The organism is uncultured Pseudoalteromonas sp., from assembly GCF_963922945.1.
Lineage (GTDB): Bacteria > Pseudomonadota > Gammaproteobacteria > Enterobacterales > Alteromonadaceae > Pseudoalteromonas.
On the sequence record NZ_CAWUKC010000001.1, the window covers coordinates 77,540 to 95,367 of the forward strand.

The 17,828-nt window shown below is 40.2% G+C and carries 13 protein-coding genes; 10 read left to right on the forward strand and 3 right to left on the reverse strand.

The window, feature by feature from the left end; translation table 11 throughout:
* The first annotated feature begins 84 nt into the window (after window positions 1–84).
* The 4 genes from AABI99_RS00405 (at window position 85) to AABI99_RS00420 (ending at window position 4,685) form a co-directional block, all read left to right on the forward strand.
* Window positions 85–714, forward strand: coding sequence for a molecular chaperone (locus AABI99_RS00405; RefSeq protein ID WP_338362595.1), 630 nt, complete (start codon window positions 85–87; stop codon window positions 712–714).
* Between the two features lie 86 nt (window positions 715–800).
* On the forward strand, window positions 801–1,442 hold the full coding sequence (locus AABI99_RS00410; RefSeq protein ID WP_338362596.1) for a hypothetical protein: 642 nt from the start codon (window positions 801–803) through the stop codon (window positions 1,440–1,442).
* Between the two features lie 92 nt (window positions 1,443–1,534).
* Window positions 1,535–3,850: a fimbria/pilus outer membrane usher protein gene (locus AABI99_RS00415; protein ID WP_338362597.1), complete on the forward strand. Its 2,316-nt coding sequence runs from the start codon at window positions 1,535–1,537 to the stop codon at window positions 3,848–3,850.
* On the forward strand, window positions 3,840–4,685 hold the full coding sequence (locus AABI99_RS00420) for a hypothetical protein (RefSeq protein WP_338362598.1): 846 nt from the start codon (window positions 3,840–3,842) through the stop codon (window positions 4,683–4,685). Before AABI99_RS00415 ends, AABI99_RS00420 begins: the two co-directional genes overlap by 11 nt.
* On the opposite strand, the gene AABI99_RS00425 is transcribed toward AABI99_RS00420, so the two are convergent.
* Window positions 4,675–5,265: a LuxR C-terminal-related transcriptional regulator gene (locus AABI99_RS00425; protein WP_338362599.1), complete on the reverse strand. Its 591-nt coding sequence runs from the start codon at window positions 5,263–5,265 to the stop codon at window positions 4,675–4,677. The two genes, AABI99_RS00420 and AABI99_RS00425, sit on opposite strands and share 11 nt — an antisense overlap.
* Window positions 5,266–5,680: 415 nt before the next feature.
* Between AABI99_RS00425 and AABI99_RS00430 the strand changes: the two genes are divergently transcribed.
* Window positions 5,681–7,903, forward strand: coding sequence for a TonB-dependent receptor (locus AABI99_RS00430; RefSeq protein WP_338362600.1), 2,223 nt, complete (start codon window positions 5,681–5,683; stop codon window positions 7,901–7,903).
* A 313-nt stretch (window positions 7,904–8,216) separates the two neighbouring features.
* Here AABI99_RS00430 and AABI99_RS00435 read toward each other — a convergent pair whose 3' ends face one another.
* Window positions 8,217–8,981, reverse strand: coding sequence for an outer membrane protein assembly factor BamD (locus tag AABI99_RS00435; protein WP_338362601.1), 765 nt, complete (start codon window positions 8,979–8,981; stop codon window positions 8,217–8,219).
* A 141-nt stretch (window positions 8,982–9,122) separates the two neighbouring features.
* Here AABI99_RS00435 and rluD point away from each other — a divergent pair, with 141 nt between their 5' ends.
* From rluD to clpB, 3 genes are all read left to right on the forward strand, one after another.
* Window positions 9,123–10,100, forward strand: a complete 978-nt coding sequence (rluD, locus tag AABI99_RS00440; protein ID WP_004587336.1) for a 23S rRNA pseudouridine(1911/1915/1917) synthase RluD — start codon at window positions 9,123–9,125, stop codon at window positions 10,098–10,100.
* Complete coding sequence (pgeF, locus tag AABI99_RS00445; RefSeq protein ID WP_338362602.1) at window positions 10,100–10,831, forward strand: peptidoglycan editing factor PgeF; 732 nt, start codon at window positions 10,100–10,102, stop codon at window positions 10,829–10,831. Before rluD ends, pgeF begins: the two co-directional genes overlap by 1 nt.
* 97 nt (window positions 10,832–10,928) lie before the next feature.
* Window positions 10,929–13,505 carry an ATP-dependent chaperone ClpB gene (gene clpB, locus AABI99_RS00450; protein ID WP_338362603.1) on the forward strand — a complete coding sequence of 859 codons (2,577 nt, stop codon included), beginning with the start codon at window positions 10,929–10,931 and terminating at the stop codon, window positions 13,503–13,505.
* Between the two features lie 46 nt (window positions 13,506–13,551).
* Here the strand turns inward: clpB and AABI99_RS00455 are convergent, their stop codons facing one another.
* Complete coding sequence (locus AABI99_RS00455) at window positions 13,552–15,099, reverse strand: methyl-accepting chemotaxis protein (protein ID WP_338362604.1); 1,548 nt, start codon at window positions 15,097–15,099, stop codon at window positions 13,552–13,554.
* Window positions 15,100–15,486: 387 nt separating this feature from the next.
* Here AABI99_RS00455 and gshA point away from each other — a divergent pair, with 387 nt between their 5' ends.
* Window positions 15,487–17,073 (forward strand): glutamate--cysteine ligase, encoded by a 1,587-nt coding sequence (gene gshA / locus AABI99_RS00460; protein WP_338362605.1) that lies wholly within the window; start codon window positions 15,487–15,489, stop codon window positions 17,071–17,073.
* Between the two features lie 134 nt (window positions 17,074–17,207).
* A complete protein-coding gene (locus tag AABI99_RS00465) occupies window positions 17,208–17,819 on the forward strand; it encodes a transglycosylase SLT domain-containing protein (RefSeq protein WP_338362606.1) in 612 nt (203 codons plus the stop codon).
* Window positions 17,820–17,828: the final 9 nt, after the last annotated feature.

Below are 17,828 nucleotides of genomic sequence, written 5' to 3' on the forward strand. Positions count from 1 at the left end.
TTAGGAGGGAATTCTATGCATGCTCTATTTATCTTTATATTTTGTCTGTTTTCTTTTTCTGTTAGCGCCTTCCAAGTAAGACCAATGGTCGCGGATCTCAGCGCTCAGGGAAGCCAGTCACAGCAAACACTTCGAATCATAAACCCATCGGATAAACCGCTAACGATTGATGTTTCAGCTTTTAATATGAGTATAAGTGATACAGGGGTTGAGTCTTTAAAGATTAATGAAGAAGATTTCTTAATTATTCCTATGACAACCATTATTCCTCCAGGAAGTAGTCAATCGGTCATTGTCCGCTATATTGGCGAGCCTATTATTGAGCACTCTAAGTCTTATAGAATCACTGTAGAACAAGTGTCAGTTGATTTGAGCGATAATGCGCAATCAGGGGTTGGTATGTCACTAAGTTTTAGAACGCTATTCAATGTTGTTCCCGATAACGCTAAAGCTAATCTAATCGTTAATGATAAAAAGCAATTAGCAGAAGGGTTGTGGGAGGTGTCGTTAGAAAATAGCGGAAATAAATATGTTCGCCTCTCTAAGGGTCAGTGGAACATTAAATCTCAGGATAAAGTGTTAACTTTAGAAGGCATGGAGCTAAGTAGAGCCCTCTCTGGCAAAATCTTACTCCCAAACTCTAAAAGCACTATTTCGATTTCGATTCCAAAAGAGTTTCAAGCTGCTAATAGTGAGCTAGAGGTTGTATTCTAATGATGTGTGTTCAGTGGCTCCTACGAGGTTTAGTAATATTAATTAGCAGTATTACTATATCGGTAGGTGCGCTTGAAGTAACACCTATGGTGATCACATTATCACCGGATACGCCTTCAAAAATACCTTCAAGTCTAATTTACAATCAATTGCCTAGAGAGATTGCATTTGATATTGAAGTGTATGAAATTAATTTTTCTGAATCGATTCCATCGTTACAAAGGCTAGAAGACTCTCCGTTATGGGTCTTTCCTCCCTCACTATTTTTGCAAGAGGGGCAAGGGCAGAAAATTCAATTTAGATGGATTGCACAGAATCTTCCTAAATATGATAAAAGCTATCAAGTAAGTTTAGTTGAGCAGCCTTTGGCTTCTAATATTGGTAGCGATACCTCGCAACTTAAAATACTAATGAATGTAAATTTAGTTGTTCATGTAAACAGGGATATATATTTACCTAACTTAAAAATACTGACTTCTAAAATAGAAAAAGGCGAGCTTTTCGCCCAAGTTAAAAATGAAGGAGAAGGGGCTGCGCGACTCAGTGACTACAAAATTAGAGTAACTACAAATAAATCCGTTGAAACTACTTTTGAAAAACACGCTTTATTGGAGAAGGGGTACGATGTTTTTTTTGCGCCTTACGCCACACAGACCATAAAAGTTAAGCTACCTAAAAGTATTGAGAGCCGTGGGGTAGAGCACTTAAGTTTAGAATTGGTACAATGAAAACTTCAGCAGTGTTCCTCTTCGCTTTATTTTTCCTACCACCTAGCGTGTTAGCAAAAATAAACCCCTCTAGTAGGACAATCGAACTTAACGTGTCAGCTCAATTAAATAAAAGCCCAATAGGTCAAGTCTCACTTAAAGTCGATAAAGATGATGTACTTTTTTTAAAGTGGAATGAGTTAGAGCCACACCTTCGCGAAATTTTACTTGAAGAAAAAGAGAGCGAGCTAATCAAGGTATTAAAAGGCAATACTTTAGCGGTCACTTCATTAAGGGAACTGGGTTTTAGTGTTGTGTTTGATATGGGCGATTTTAGTTTGGACGTTGTTGTTCCCGTAGAGCTTACTCGCCCACAGAAATTAAGTGCACAAAAACGAAGAAAAAAGTTAAAGGCTATCGAGCCAGCTAACACAAGTGGTTTTGTTAACGCTTATGCAAGTTACGTACATCAAGATGATAAGGAACAGCAGCAAGTTCAAGAGCAATATGCATTACGTTCGGAAATCGTCGCTAGTTGGCAAGGGTGGGTGTTAGAGAATGAATTTGAATATAATAAAATATCGCAGCCGGCTTCATCAAACTTTAAGCGTCAAGGAACGCGGTTAATTCATGATTTACCTAGCTTAGGCATGCGCCTTTCTCTAGGGGATAATTTTAGTTCAGGCGGTTATTTCCAAAACTCCTCTCGCTTGTTAGGTTTTTCAATAGCACATGACTTTTCTCTATTATCAGATAGGCCTATCAGGCCAACCGCTTCGCGTAGTTTTATTCTTCAAAGCCCTTCAAGTGTAGAGGTATATGTAGATGAGCGTATTATTCAGCGCCTTAATTTGGTGGCGGGTATTTATTCTTTAGATGACATACCGCTAAGTGAGGGTAGCAATAATATCTCTCTAAAAATTACTGATATAGCTGGCGTTGTGCGCTATGTAAACTTTGATGTTGCAACTGGTTTAGACCTATTCGCACAAGGACAGCTTGAATATGAGGTTCACTTAGGCGTGCCTGCTAGCGCTGGGGATAAGCTTAAGTATGAACCTGATAAACCTTTTCTTAGTGCCTATTTGGACTACGGCTTGACACCTAGCTGGACTGCTGGGATTACAGTACAAGGTGATAAATACGCTCAGCAAATAGGCATTAAACAAATCTATGCAGCTAAGGTAGGTCAACTAGCTTTTGAGGGGGCGCTTAGCTTCGCTGAGCATCAAGGGTATGCCTATCGTACTGTTTATAGTGGTTATAACACGAGTGATTTTGGAAGTGAGCTTACGCTGGGTTATGAATATAGTTCAAAATATTTTGCAGCGCTAGGATTTAGAACCCAAGAAACGTTCAATAACCGCTATAGAGAGCATTATATTCAGGCAAATTATAGCTATTATGTTAACGATAGAACATTAGCCTCTTTTTTTACTAATATTTCCCGTGATCATGAGAGCGTTCAGTTTGATAAATCTCTAGGTATTAATTTTTCGGGCGACTTAGCTAATAGCCAGTGGAGGTATACTGTCGGAGCACAATGGGATGACTTTAGAGGCGAGAGAGAGTGGGGAGTCAGTTTATCATTTACTTACAAATTTAATCACCAGCATAGGGTTAAACTGTCTCATCGCTCAAAACGAGATAAAACCAGGCTTGAGTTTACTCAAGATAGTAACCAGCGGTTTGTAGGTGCGTTGAACTTGCGTGCTGGTTTAGAAAGCAATGATTTAAACAAAACAATTTTTGATTTAAACATGCAATACAATGCTAACCGCTTTGCCGCTAATTTTGAACATGCAAGTTTTTATAAAGATTTAAATGCGCGCTCTGCTTATCATCAAAGCCGCGTTAGCCTTGCATCTAGTGTTGCCTTTGCAGATGATGTTTGGGCGTTTGGAAAGCCAATATACGATAGTTTTGCTTTGGTCAACGCGCACAAGAGTTTAGACAACAAAGTGATTACGTTAGGTCGATTTGAAAATCAATACAGGGCTGATAACAGGGACTTTAAAACCATATTACTGAATGATTTGAGCTCATATGACAATATCAACATTCCTGTAGATATTGATGATCTTGCCCCAGGCTATGATATCGGCTCTGGAATGCTTAGCTTTTACCCAAAATACAAAACTGGGCACAAAGCAATAATTGGCACTGCAGCAAATATTTCTATTATTGCGACTCTTCGTAGTCGAGATGAGAGCCCCTTAGCATTAATTGTTGGTAAGGCTATTTGCCCAAGTAAAGTACCGAGCAAAGAGTATACCTTTTTTACTAATAAGCGAGGTCGCTTTGCTATAACAGGGCTTGCACCTTGTGATTATAAAGTAACCTTACAGAATAAACCGAACACTACATTTTCAATAAATGTGCGTGATGGTGAACAGTTGCAAAGAAAAGGGGTAATTTATGTACATTAAAATTGTGTATTTAGCAATAAGTGTAATCTTACTATCTATAGCAAATAGAGTTAATGCTCAGTGCGCTGCGAGTATTGGTGAAATAGCGTATTTGTTTGATGACTTATCTTTTTATCACGTAAAATCGCAAAACGATGCAGAGAAAACAATTCGAGTAGATATAATAAATACATCGGATTGCACCTTGTATTTTAGTCTTTCTTCGCAAAACCAAGGGGCTCTTAAAGGTAACTCTCAATTTATTAATTACCAAATTCGTTTTGAGAATCAGTTGTTAAGCAAAACCAACAACCAAGTTAAACTTAACAATAATTCAGTAGATATCAGGTTAGTGATCCCTGCAGGGACCCCTGTGAAATCTGGATACTATACAGATAGACTTCAATTGAAACTTTATGATGAGAGTAAGCAAAGTATTGATGAAGTAGAAATTGAAATAGAAACAACTATTCAACCCCGTACAAGTTTATCTTTATTAGGCTATAACACTTTTTCTAACACTGTTTTTTTAGGGGAATTGAAGCCTGCAGAAAAATACACACTGTTACCCAGCTTACAAATTGCGACAAATACGGATATCCAGCTTAGTGTTAGCTCAGAGAATAAAAGCCGTTTAATACATTCAGTATTTAGTACTAAATATGGTATTAACTATACTTTACAGCTAGGCTCAGAAGAAATTAACTTAACAAAGGCTGCAAATTTAAACTTTGCTTATTCCGGTCAATCTGAATTTTTCATTCCGCTGAGTATCCAGTTGGAAAATTTCACTCGCCAAGCAGCCGGTGAGTATTCAGATGTTATTCGTTTTCAAATAAGCCCACTTAATTATTAATTTTACTTAAGTTTTTTTGGCACCAGAGCAGCGCTTGTTGTTTGTTTTTCACAGATATTTTTTGGTAAATTTTATGTAGGTGTACTCTTACAGTCGCTTCACTGATATATAAGCTATCAGCAATAGCGCTAGAGTGTAAGCCAGAAAAAAGTAAATTTAATACTTTGATTTCTTTACAAGTTAAATTACTGGACTGCAAGTTGGTTTGCTGTTCAGAGGCTAACATTTGTCTCATCCAGCTGTCAGTAACATCGCGTGGAAACCAAAGTTTTCCTTGCTCAATGGCTTCAAGGCCTTGCTCGAAAAGAGAGTCATCAGAATCCTCATAGAAAAGCCCTTTAAGATTTGGCCACTCTTTTAAAGGGAGTACATCACTATTTTTAGGTACATCAAATATAACTAAGCTTATGTAGCCGTTATCCTGCATAAACTGATTGATAAGTTCGTAGGTTGTTATAACGTTAAGTGCTTGGTAATTAACTAATAGAATGTTGTAGTTAGCTGCCACACAGAAGAGTGAGGTATAGTCTGGACTATTAAAGCACTTTATATGGCGTATTGGAGTATTTTTAATATCCATAATTTCTGTCCGTAGATGCATTATTAATACTATATTGTTATTTTTGGTTAATATCAATCATAGAGCATAGTCCGATAAGCTATACAAAGCTTTAATTAATGTGTTTTATGGAATAATGGTTCTCTTATATGTAAATATATAAAAGGTGCACAAGATTAGAGTGTGTAACGTGATTGCTTTTTTAGCAAAAGGCCCATTTTTTTGTGTAGGTTATCCAACAATAATCAAAAATTATAATTAATTTGTACCTATATGTTTATTAAATGAAAATTTTTATACGTTTTTTCACAAATATGTCATATAATGCCCTTCCAGAGGAAAGATGCTATTAGGCGTCTTTTTTTATGCTCAAAACTTAATGCCCATGGTAATAAGTTTGCATAACTAAATCATACGGTATCCTTTGGAGAATATTTTGAAACTACGCAAACTCTCACAGTTAAGCCTAGCAATTGTCGCTGCGCTCACTACCTCAGTAAATGCTGAAGAAGCTAAAACAACAGCAAAACAAGACGCGTTTGAAAAAATTGAAGTTACAGCTCGTAAACGTACAGAGAGCTTGTTTGAATCTCCAACAGCTATCACATCAATTGGGGCTAACCTAATTGATAAAGCCAATATGAGTAACTTAGAAGATATTGGCAAATACGTTCCAAACTTAAATATCACTCGCTACGGTGTAGGTAATGCGGCGCATGCGTCTGTATTTATTCGTGGTATTGGTCTGCAAGATCATATTATTACAACCGATCCAGGTGTCGGCGTGTATTTAGATGGTGTTTACTTAGGCCGTCAAATGGGATCAAACTTATCGTTACCAAATGTAGAACGTGTTGAAGTTCTTCGTGGCCCACAAGGTACATTATATGGTCGTAATACCTTAGGTGGCGCAGTAAATGTAATTACTAAGCAACCTGGTGACGAAGGGATTGTTACAACCTCAGCTAAAATTGGTAGTCGTGGGCGTATTGCGGGCGATGTATATTTTAATAACTCGCTAACTGATGAAGTGAGTATGTCTGCAAGTGCTTCATACAAAACGCGCGATGGTATTGGTAAAGCGGTTAATTTAGCGAATCCAGAAAAAGAAATTGGTGAAGAAGAAGAGTTTAGTGGTCGCGTTGCGCTTAAATGGCAGGCTAATAGCGATTTAGCCTTTACTTTTTCACTTGACGGTGTTGATAACGAGTCAGGTCAATCACCTTACACAATTGAGCTAACTGAGCCGCTTGATGCAAATGATGTATTTAATGGTGACTTCCCTCTATTAACACAGGATATGATCCCATCAGACCCAGATGATTTGGGCACAACTGTTGCTGGTATTGAATCTACATCATATTCAGGGTGGGGAACATCATTTACTGCTGATTGGGATATTGATGATACCTACACAGCTAAGTTTATTTCAAGTTACCGTACTTCTGAATACGAAGGTGGACTTGATGATGATGCATCACCTCTTAACTTATCTGAGTTCCCAGAAGAGGGTGGTGCTGATCAGTACTCGTTTGAAATCCAATTAAACGCTACTTACGACAATATGGACTTTGTATCAGGCCTTTACTTCTTTAATGAAGATGGTTTTACACGTTCTGGTCCGTTTGTATTTAGCCCGTTTAACACACCTAATGGCTTATTAAACGATGGTGTTACACCTTCATTCGGCGGCTATGGCGAATTCGAAATCAACCAAGAGACAAACTCATACGCGGTATACTTTAATACAAGTTACGATTTAACCAACGATTTAAGTATCGGTGGTGGCCTTCGTTACTCAAAAGATGAAAAAGATGCCGATGCGATTTTCCCAACATTTGCTGAACGTAAATACGTAAGTGCAGAATTTGATGCCGTAACATGGGATGTGAACGCCTCATATCAAATTAGCAATAACATGAACGTGTATGGTCAAATTCAAAAAGGGTACCAAACAGGTGGCTTTCCACCACGCCCATTTGGTGGACCAGCGCAGTTTGTATCGTTTGATGAAACCAAAGCAGTTAACTATGAAATGGGCTTAAAAGGCCAAGTTCATGAAAATGTGTCGATGATGTTAGCTTTATTTGTTACAGATTACACCGATCTAGCTTTACCATTTTCTGACCCTACTGCAGGTGGTGGCTTCGTGACAATTGTTGAAAATGCGGGTGAGTCTAAAGCGCAAGGTATTGAGCTTGAAACTACTGTGGCTGTTACAGATGACTTTACAATTCGCAGCTCTGTAGGTTACTTAGATTCTGAAATTACAGAAGTAGATGCAGGCGTACAAGGTATTGGCAAAGGTGATTCACCGGCATTAACACCACGTTGGACTGTAATGGTAGCGCCTTCTTATTTCATGGATTTAGACAGTGGTGCTACGCTTGCGTTTAACGCTAACTACTCATACAGAAGTGAAATGCAAGGACAGTCAGTTTACAACGAAAGCGAGACTATCGATTCACGTGAGTTAGTTGGTTTTAATATTTCTTACACTAACCCTTATGGCGATATGGAAGTAACCTTATACGGCGAAAACGTACTAAATGAGGTTTACGATGTAGGGCGTTTACAGCAGTCAGGCTTTGTGGGCGTAATGCGCAGTAATGACCGTAGCGAGTTTGGCTTAAAATTCAAAAAAGATTTTGAGCTTTAATAACCCGCAATGAGTTAATTAAAAGGTAAGCTTAGGTTTACCTTTTTTGTTTGTACTGGGTGTTAAAAGGTTAACAGTCGCATTCCTATTTAACAATGCTGTGTGGCTAAACGTGTTGCTGTTTTTTGCTGAAAATGCTCATTGAAACGAATAAATAGTTTTTCCAAGCACTTAACAGGTTCTTACTTTTAAATAGTTCATTTAATTAAACAAATTGATATAAAAACTACGCTAGTTTTGTATGTAATAAAAAAGCCCTCAATGAGGGCTTTTTAATAATTAACAAAGGGTTAATGATAAACCACTCCGATATTTATTTGTTTGACTTGTTATACTCTCGCGTTAATCTGGCGTGCTCACTTAAATCCGTAAGGCCAAGCTTTTCATAGCTTTTCTCCATCATTTCAAGTGCGGGATCTAGGTAGCTGCTTTGCGAGTAGTGCTCAACAACGTACTTACCACGGTTGGCAGCTGCTAGGTAAGCTTCACGTTCGTAATAGTAATTTGCTACTTTTAGCTCGTAACGCGCCATGCGGTTTAAAAGCCATACTAAACGGCGTTTAGCTTCTGGTGCGTAATCACTCTTTGGAAAGCGTTTTACAAGCGTTGATAAATCGGTAAATGCAACGCGTGTACGGTTGGCATCACGGTCAGCTCGGTCTATACCAAAATACTCTTGGAAAGCATTTTTATCCGCTTTAATGTTAACTAAACCACGCATGTAGTACATGTAATCTAAATCTTTGTGGTTTGGGTTTAAACGAATAAAGCGATCAATAGTGGCTAATGCCTGCTCTGTATTACCTGATTGATAATGGGCATACACTAAATCCATTTGTACTTGTTTAGAGAAAGGGCCAAATGGGTAGCGTGAATCAATAGCCGTTAATAATTCGATTGCTCGGGCATATAAACCTGAGTCGAGCGTTTGTTTTGCATCTTCATACAAAGCGTGTGCAGATTTGTTAGGAACGCGTTGAATATCTTCTTGGTCGGGCGCAGAAGAACAGGCTCCTAAAGTAAGTACAGAAGCTGAAAAAACAATGGCGAATGCACGTTTCCCTATTTTATTTATCATTTTATTTGTTACCTTCGATGTCTTCGGCTAGGCCACGGCGGTAAAACCGAGTAAACTATACGTATTATATTATGCTTTTATTAAAAGCGATTCTAACCCAGTCAGGCACAGCTTGCACTGGTAAATTGGGTAAAGTTACTAATGTCAGAACAAATTTCACTTCAAGCCGAGGTTCCTACCGAGTTAGGCGGTAAACGTCTAGACCAAGTTTTAGCGCAATTGTTCCCTGATTATTCACGTTCACGTATAAAAACGTGGATATTGGATGATAAAATCACCGTTGACGGTGAAATCTATAACACACCACGCGAAAAACTACTCGGTGGTGAAGTTGTAAATGTTGAAACCAGCATTGAAGCACCACGCGAATACGAAGCACAAGATATCAAATTAAACATTGTTTATGAAGATGATGATATTTTGGTTATCAACAAACCTATGGGCCTAGTCGTGCACCCAGGTGCAGGTAACCCTGATGGCACAGTGCTCAATGCATTGCTGCATCATTTTCCGGATATTATTAACGTACCGCGTGCTGGTATTGTGCACCGTTTAGATAAAGACACCACAGGCTTAATGGTGGTGGCTAAAACGATTCAGGCGCAAACACATTTAGTTAAAGCACTGCAAAAACGCGAAAACTTCACCCGTGAATACGAAGCGTTGTGTAATGGTACTATGACCGCTGGTGGCATGGTTGAAAAGCCGATTGGCCGTCATCCTACGCAGCGTACACACATGGCTGTTCACGAAATGGGTAAGCCTGCCATTACGCACTACCGTGTTGCTGAAAAGTTCCGTGCTCATACGCGTTTACGCCTTCGCCTAGAGACCGGACGTACGCACCAAATTCGTGTTCATATGGCGTATATAAACCACCCGTTAATTGGTGATAGAGCCTACGGCGGTCGTCCGCGCCCACCTAAAGGTGCTACGCCAGAGCTATTTGAAATGTTACGTACATTTAATCGCCAAGCCTTACACGCAGTAAAGTTAAGTATTGCACACCCTATTACGGGTGAAATGATGACTTGGCAAGCGCCTATTCCAGATGACATGGTGGCCATGACTCAGGTGCTAAGGGAAGATACCAAAGCCAACCCTAACATAGAGTATTAATGGCTTTTTTGTCAGCTCCTTGGCCTAATTTAACCTCGGTAGGTACGCTCAGTACCACCCGAGAAGGCGGGGTATCAAAACCGCCTTATAACAGCTTAAATTTAGGCCTACATGTTGATGATAACAAAGAGGACGTGTTAAAAAACCGTGCTGTGGTTGAGCAATCTCTTCCAAACCCAGCAGTTTGGCTTAATCAAGTGCATAGCGCCGATGTGCTTAGTGTTGATACAGATTTTAACTTTCAAACATTACACAGTGCTGATGCCCTTTATACCCAGCTTAAAAATCAGCCGCTTGCGATTATGTGTGCAGATTGCCTACCCATTTTGCTTGCAAGCCAAGATGGCCATGAAGTTGCGGCTATACATGGTGGGTGGCGCGGCCTTGAAAAAGGCATAATTAAAAACACGCTTGCCTGTTTTAACGCGCCCAGCAAGCAAGTTTACGCATGGCTTGGGCCAGCCATTGGCGCTGAAAAATTTGAAGTTGGCGCTGAGGTTGCTGCGCGATTTATTGCAAAATCCCCGTTGTTTAAAGAGGCATTTAAATTACAAGGTAATAATAAATATTTGTGTGATATTTACCTAATCGCTCGCATCGAGCTTGAGCAACTTGGGGTTACTAAAGTTAGTGGAGGGGATTACTGTACGGTTTCTCAATCGTCACTGTTTTTCTCTTATCGGCGAGAAGGTAAAACAGGGCGCATGGCAAGTTTGATCTGGCGCAAATAAAACATTATTTACACACAATATTATTCTTAACACCTTGAACAATTCTATTAACATACCCATTTATTAAGCAATTAGTTTATTAAATAGGTAAACCCTTATGCGTTTAGATAGATTCACAAGTAAATTTCAATCTGCGCTTTCAGATGCTCAGTCATTAGCACTCGGGCGCGATCATCAATTTATTGAACCCGTACATTTAATGTATGCACTTTTGCAGCAAAATGGCTCAAGCGTGCGCGCTTTACTTGCCCAAGCAGGAGTGAGTGCGGATGAACTCAATACTAAGCTTTCTCAAGAAATAGAAAAGCTGTTTAAAGTTGAAGGAGTAGGGGGCGACGTACAGCTTTCAAATAATATGGCTTCGCTTATTAACTTATGCGATAAGTACGCGCAAAAGCGTAAAGATAAGTATATTTCGAGCGAATTATTTGTATTAGCAGCGTGTGACGACAAAGGCCCATTAGGCGATATTTTTAGAGCGCTTAATATCACTGCAACTAAAATAGACAATGCCATAAAAGCCATACGTGGTGGCCAAAAGGTTGATGACCCTAACGCCGAAGAAACCCGCCAAGCACTTGAAAAATATACCATAGATTTAACTGAGCGTGCAGAGCAAGGTAAGCTCGATCCCGTTATTGGGCGAGATGATGAAATTCGCCGCACGATTCAAGTTTTGCAGCGCCGTACTAAAAACAACCCGGTGCTTATTGGTGAGCCTGGGGTAGGTAAAACAGCCATTGCTGAGGGGTTAGCACAGCGTATTATAAATGGTGAAGTGCCAGAGGGCCTAAAAAGTAAGCGTGTTTTATCGCTAGATTTAGGCGCGCTGGTAGCGGGGGCTAAATACCGCGGTGAGTTTGAAGAGCGCTTAAAATCAGTGCTCAATGAGCTTGCTAAAGAAGAAGGCCAAGTGATTTTATTTATTGATGAAATTCATACCATGGTGGGCGCAGGAAAAACCGACGGCGCTATGGATGCTGGGAATATGTTAAAGCCAGCGTTGGCTCGAGGCGAGCTTCATTGTGTGGGTGCCACTACGCTTGATGAATACCGCCAGTACATAGAAAAAGATGCCGCCCTTGAGCGCCGTTTTCAAAAAGTATTGGTTGAAGAGCCCTCAGTTGAAGACACCATTGCTATTTTACGCGGATTAAAAGAGCGCTATGAGCTACATCACTCGGTGGATATTACTGACCCTGCCATTGTTGCTGCTGCGCATTTATCGCACCGTTATATTAGTGACCGTCAGTTGCCAGATAAAGCCATTGATTTAATTGACGAGGCGGGCTCGTCAATTCGTCTGCAAATAGATTCTAAGCCTGAGTCTTTAGATAAGCTTGAGCGCCGTATTATCCAACTAAAACTTGAAGATAACGCTCTTGCGAAAGAAAAAGACGATGCAAGCCAAAAGCGCCGCACCGAAATGCAGCAGCTCATTAGTGATTTAGAAGCGCAATACCGAGAGCTTGATGAAGTATGGAATGCAGAAAAAGCCTCGTTACAAGGCACGCAAGTAATCAAAGCAGAGCTTGAACAAGCGCGCCTTGATTTAGAGGTTGCGCGCCGAGCGAGCGATTTACAGCGTATGTCGGAGCTGCAATATGGAAGAATTCCAGAGCTTGAGCGAAAACTTGATTTAGCCTCGCAAGCTGAAATGCAAGAAATGAGCTTACTAAAAAATCAAGTAGGCGAAGACGAAATTGCAGAAATACTATCTCGTTGGACGGGTATTCCGGTATCGCGCATGCTGCAAGGTGAGCGTGAAAAACTATTAAAAATGGAAGAGCAACTACACAGTAAAGTGATAGGGCAGGACGAAGCCGTTGTTGCAGTCGCGAATGCGATACGCCGCTCTCGGGCAGGGCTTGCCGATCCTAACCGCCCTATTGGGTCGTTCTTGTTTTTAGGCCCAACAGGGGTGGGTAAAACAGAGCTGACTAAAGCGCTTGCAGGTTTTATGTTTGATACAGAAGATGCCATGGTACGTATCGATATGTCTGAGTTTATGGAAAAACACGCTGTAGCACGTTTAGTGGGCGCACCCCCTGGCTATGTTGGTTACGAAGAAGGCGGCTATTTGACCGAAGCCGTTCGCCGTAAGCCTTACTCGGTTATTTTGCTCGATGAAATAGAAAAAGCGCATCCGGATGTATTTAATATTTTATTGCAGGTACTCGATGATGGCCGCCTTACGGATGGGCAAGGGCGTACGGTTGATTTTAAAAATACGGTTATTATTATGACCTCAAACCTAGGATCAGATATTATTCAAGAGCAAGCGGGCACAAATGACTATACAACGCTTAAGAGCAAGGTTATGAATGTGCTCGTAAACGAATTTAGGCCGGAGTTTATAAACCGTATTGATGAAACCGTTGTCTTTCATCCGCTTGCTAACGAGCATATTAAAGAAATTGCCGATATTCAGCTTGTTAAATTGCGCGAGCGCTTAACAGAAATGGGCTACTTGCTTGAAATTAGCGATGCTGCGCTGGATAAGTTAGCCTCAAGTGGTTTTGACCCTGTTTACGGTGCACGGCCATTAAAACGGGCAATTCAGCAAACCATTGAAAACCCATTAGCGCAGCAACTATTAGGAGGCGATTATAACCCTGGGGACATTGTCGTGATAGATGCAAACGAGCAAGGCCTGACTTTTTCAAAACGCTAATATAGGTTTACAATAAGCCGCCAAGTAGGCGGCTTATTGTATTGCCTTATACTTTAAATGTATAAAGTAAGTTATTCACCTTTTGCGAGCCTGCAACTAACTCTGCGGCATCTTTAGCAACACCGTAACTTAGCGTTAAGTTGTCGCTACTCACCTCTTTTATATTGTCTACATTATTAGCAATATCATGGCTCACCATCTGCTGCTCCTCTGCAGCCGTTGATATACTGTTTGTTAGCAATGCGATTTCACTAATTTGATTAAAAATACTGTCGAGCTCTTGATGGGTTTGCTCGGTTGTTTGTACACAGCCCTCAGCTTGTAGTTTTGTACTTTGCATGACTTTTGACCAATTAACTAATGTATCTTGTATATCTTTAATCGAACTGTGAATTTGCCCAGTAGCGCTTTGCGTACGAGATGATAAAGCACGCACTTCGTCAGCAACTACGGCAAAGCCTCGGCCATGCTCTGCTGCCCTTGCGGCTTCAATTGCGGCATTAAGCGCTAGTAAATTGGTTTGCTCGGCAATACCTTCTATTTCATGCATTACTTGGCCTATTTTATCCGCTTCTTGAGCGAGGTTATTAGCAGTATTGGCAGCATGATCTACGTGGGTTGCCAGCTCAGATACCATTTTTTTGTTATCTGCAATATGTTGTTTTATATCCGCGCAACTGTGCTGAGTAGAGTTAACTTTATCGGCGGTCGTTGTTGTACTATTAGAAATTTCACCAATAGTAGCGCTCATTTGTGTCATAGCGGTGGCGATTTGTGTAAGTTGTGTGTTTTGCGACTCAATGCCTTTTTCGGAAAGCGTCGATTTATCATCCAAGTTTTTAGCTATGTTATTAAAGGTAAAGGTGGCATCTTTTAGGCGTCCCAATACGGTTCTGAGTTTAGCAAGTAGCATTTGTTCTTTATAATCACTTACACTTAGCGGTGAGTTATCGCAAAAAACATAGCGCGAGATAGAATCAGAATGCTGTTTATAGATGTTTAATTTAGCAGGGGTTGCCACAAGCTCTTGATAATTTAAGGCCAAAATAAGCACGCAAATTAATACATTGATAACCGCTGCCATGGCTGAAAAGGCAACCCCGCTCATTATTAGCCAGCTAAATACAACGGCTAACGTAAGCATTTGGCGCAAGTGTGTACGCTCTTTAAAATTAAACGCGGCTTTACCGCTATTTAAATTTTCGTACAGTTTATGGGCTGTTAGAACATGCTTTTTATCTGGTTTTGTTCGTACAGATTGATAGCCAACTAACTGATCCCCCTCAAAAATGGGGGTTACAAACGCATCAACCCAGTAATAACGCCCATCTTTACAGCGATTTTTGACTATTCCGCGCCATGAGTGGCCACTTTTAAGTGTAGTCCACATTTCTTTAAAAGCCGCTTTAGGCATGTCTGGGTGGCGCACAATATTATGATTTTTACCCACGAGCTCCTGTGCAGTAAACCCTGCTACATCGCAAAATGCTTTATTTGCATACGTAACGACCCCCCTTAGATCGGTTGTGGAAACGAGCTGCTGGGAGTCACTAAAGTGTACCTCTTCGTTCATTAAGCTTTGATTATGACGCATGTTAATTTTAACCATCCTTTTTAATTAACTTGTAATTGTATTGGGTAAATAAAAAGAGGTGAAGTAAAGGGTGTGCGTTAAGTAAAATAGTCATAAAAATTGCGAGTTTTTATGATCTATATCAAAAAGTGCATTTAAAATATTAGGGCTCATGAAGTGAAATCGCTTAATTATCGGTCTTTAGGCTTGAGTAAAGCGATTGTATAATAACCTGAGCAGTGGCAAGATTAGCTTGCTGGTTGATGCTTATGGTATCAAACACATGTTCAACAGGGTAAATAGCTAAAAATTTTAAAAAATTATATTGTTCTTAACAATTTAATCTTGAGTATGGGCAATTAGCCCCCATAACCCTTAGATTAAGCCACGTGGCCGAGGAAGCATTTTTTGACTATACATGATTTATCTAGCGCGCTTAACGCGTTATCAGCAACACCGCATCAGCACGCAATTAAAGGGATCAAACGTGGTATTGAGCGGGAGTCGTTGCGCATTAAAGGTAATGGCGCCATTTCCACTCTAGCTCATCCAAAAGGTGTCGGTAGTGCATTAACAAACGGACATATTACTACCGATTTTTCAGAGTCATTACTTGAATTTATTACCCCTGTTAGTGAGTCTGCAAAAGAAACCTTAGCGCAATTAAAAGATCTGCAAAAGTTTACACTTGAGCATATGGATGATGAGCTTTTATGGCCTATCAGTATGCCATGCTTTATTGAAAACCAAGACGATATCGTACTTGCTCAGTTTGGCAGCTCAAATACTGCGCGCATGAAAACCCTATACCGCGAAGGATTAAAAAACCGTTACGGTAGTATGATGCAAGCGATTGCGGGTGTGCATTTTAATATTTCTTTCCCTGAAACACTTTGGCAATCTTTACATTCACTAAAACAAAGTGAACAAAGCCTAGAGACATTTATTTCAGATGGTTATTTAGCGCTTATTCGCAACTTTAAGCGCGAGCTTTGGTTGATTAGTTTTTTGTTTGGTGCCTCACCTGCGCTGTGTAACTCTTTTTTACAAGGGCGAAAAACTGACCTACCGTTTAAAAAACTAGGTAAAGGCACACTTTATTTAGAAGTAGGCACCGCGTTACGCTTAGGTGATTTAGGTTACACCAACAGTGCACAATCTTCATTACGCGTAATGTATAATTCACTCGATGAGTACGTTGCTGGGCTTAAAAAAGCTATCAACACGCCATCTGACTTATATGGCGATATTGACGACTACACCACAACGACGCCTAAGCAGCTTAATAAAAATATTCTTCAAATCGAAAACGAATTTTACTCGCCAATCCGCCCTAAACGTAATGCTAAAAGTGGTGAAAAGCCAACAGATGCATTATTAAGAGCGGGTATAGAGTATGTCGAAATCAGAGCCCTTGATGTAAACCCATTTAGTGAAACAGGCATCGATATAGAACAAATTCATTTCCTTGATGTGTTTTTAACCTATTGCTTATTGAAAGACTCACCAGAGATGGATTGGGAAGAGCAAGCGCGTAGTACTGAAAATCTAGATACAGTGGTTAATCAGGGTCGTGAAATAGGTGTTATGCTCAACGATAACAATCAACAGCGCACTTTACAAAGTTGGGGGAAAGCGATTTTTGATCAACTAAGCAAAGTAGCTGAGTATATGGATAGGGCGTACGGTGTATCTTATTACAGTGAAACCATCGCAAAAATGGCAACTTGGGTTGATGATCCAACGCTGACTTTCTCTGGGCGTTATGTGCAAGAGTTAAAAAGTGCGGGTATAGACAACGGTTTATTTGCTATTCAGTTAGCTAATAAATATAAGCAAAGCCATGCTCAAGCTGACTACAATGTGTTCTCTAAACATTGGTTAGAGCAGCAAGTCGCGCAATCAAATCAAGATCGAGAAGAGATTGAGCGCGCCGACACACTTAGTTTTACTGACTTTTTAGATGAATACTTTAATGCCAAAGCACCTGCTTAAGTTTTTTTAAGCAAAAAAAACGCAGCCCATGGGTGGCTGCGTAAATATTCTTCAGGGATGAAACAATGCTATACTGCTGCATTCATATATTCAGACCCACGCTTTTTTAAAAAGTTCAGTGAGATCGTATAAAAATGAAAAAAAATGCAATTATTTTATCTTTCGCCCTCTCTTTAGCAGGGTGTGCCACTGCACCACCCAAGCAACCTAATGATCTTTGTAAAATTTTTGAAGAAAAGTCGGATTGGTACTTTGATGCAAAAGACGCACAAGAAAAGTGGGGGTCTCCTAAACACGTGCTCATGAGTATGATGTACCAAGAAAGCTCGTTTCGTCATGATGCCGCGCCACCAATGGAATACTTTTTATGGATAATTCCGACTGGGCGTGCCAGCGATGCTTATGGGTATTCACAAGCAAAAACCCCAACCTGGTCTGACTATATTCGCGAAACGGGTAACAGTGGAGCCGACAGAGACGATTTTGATGATGCCATCGACTTTATGGCATGGTTTGTTTATAAAACACATAAAGTAAACGGTATCTCTAAATGGGATGCTTATGCTCAATACTTAAACTATCACGAAGGATGGGGCGGTTATAAACGCGGTACCTATAAAAAGAAAAAATGGCTAATGAGTGTTGCTAATAAAGTAAAACACCGGGCAAGCCGTTATGGTGCGCAGCTTAGACGTTGTGAAGACGAGCTCGATAAAGGCTGGTTTGAGCGACTGCTCTTTGGCTAAGCACATCAC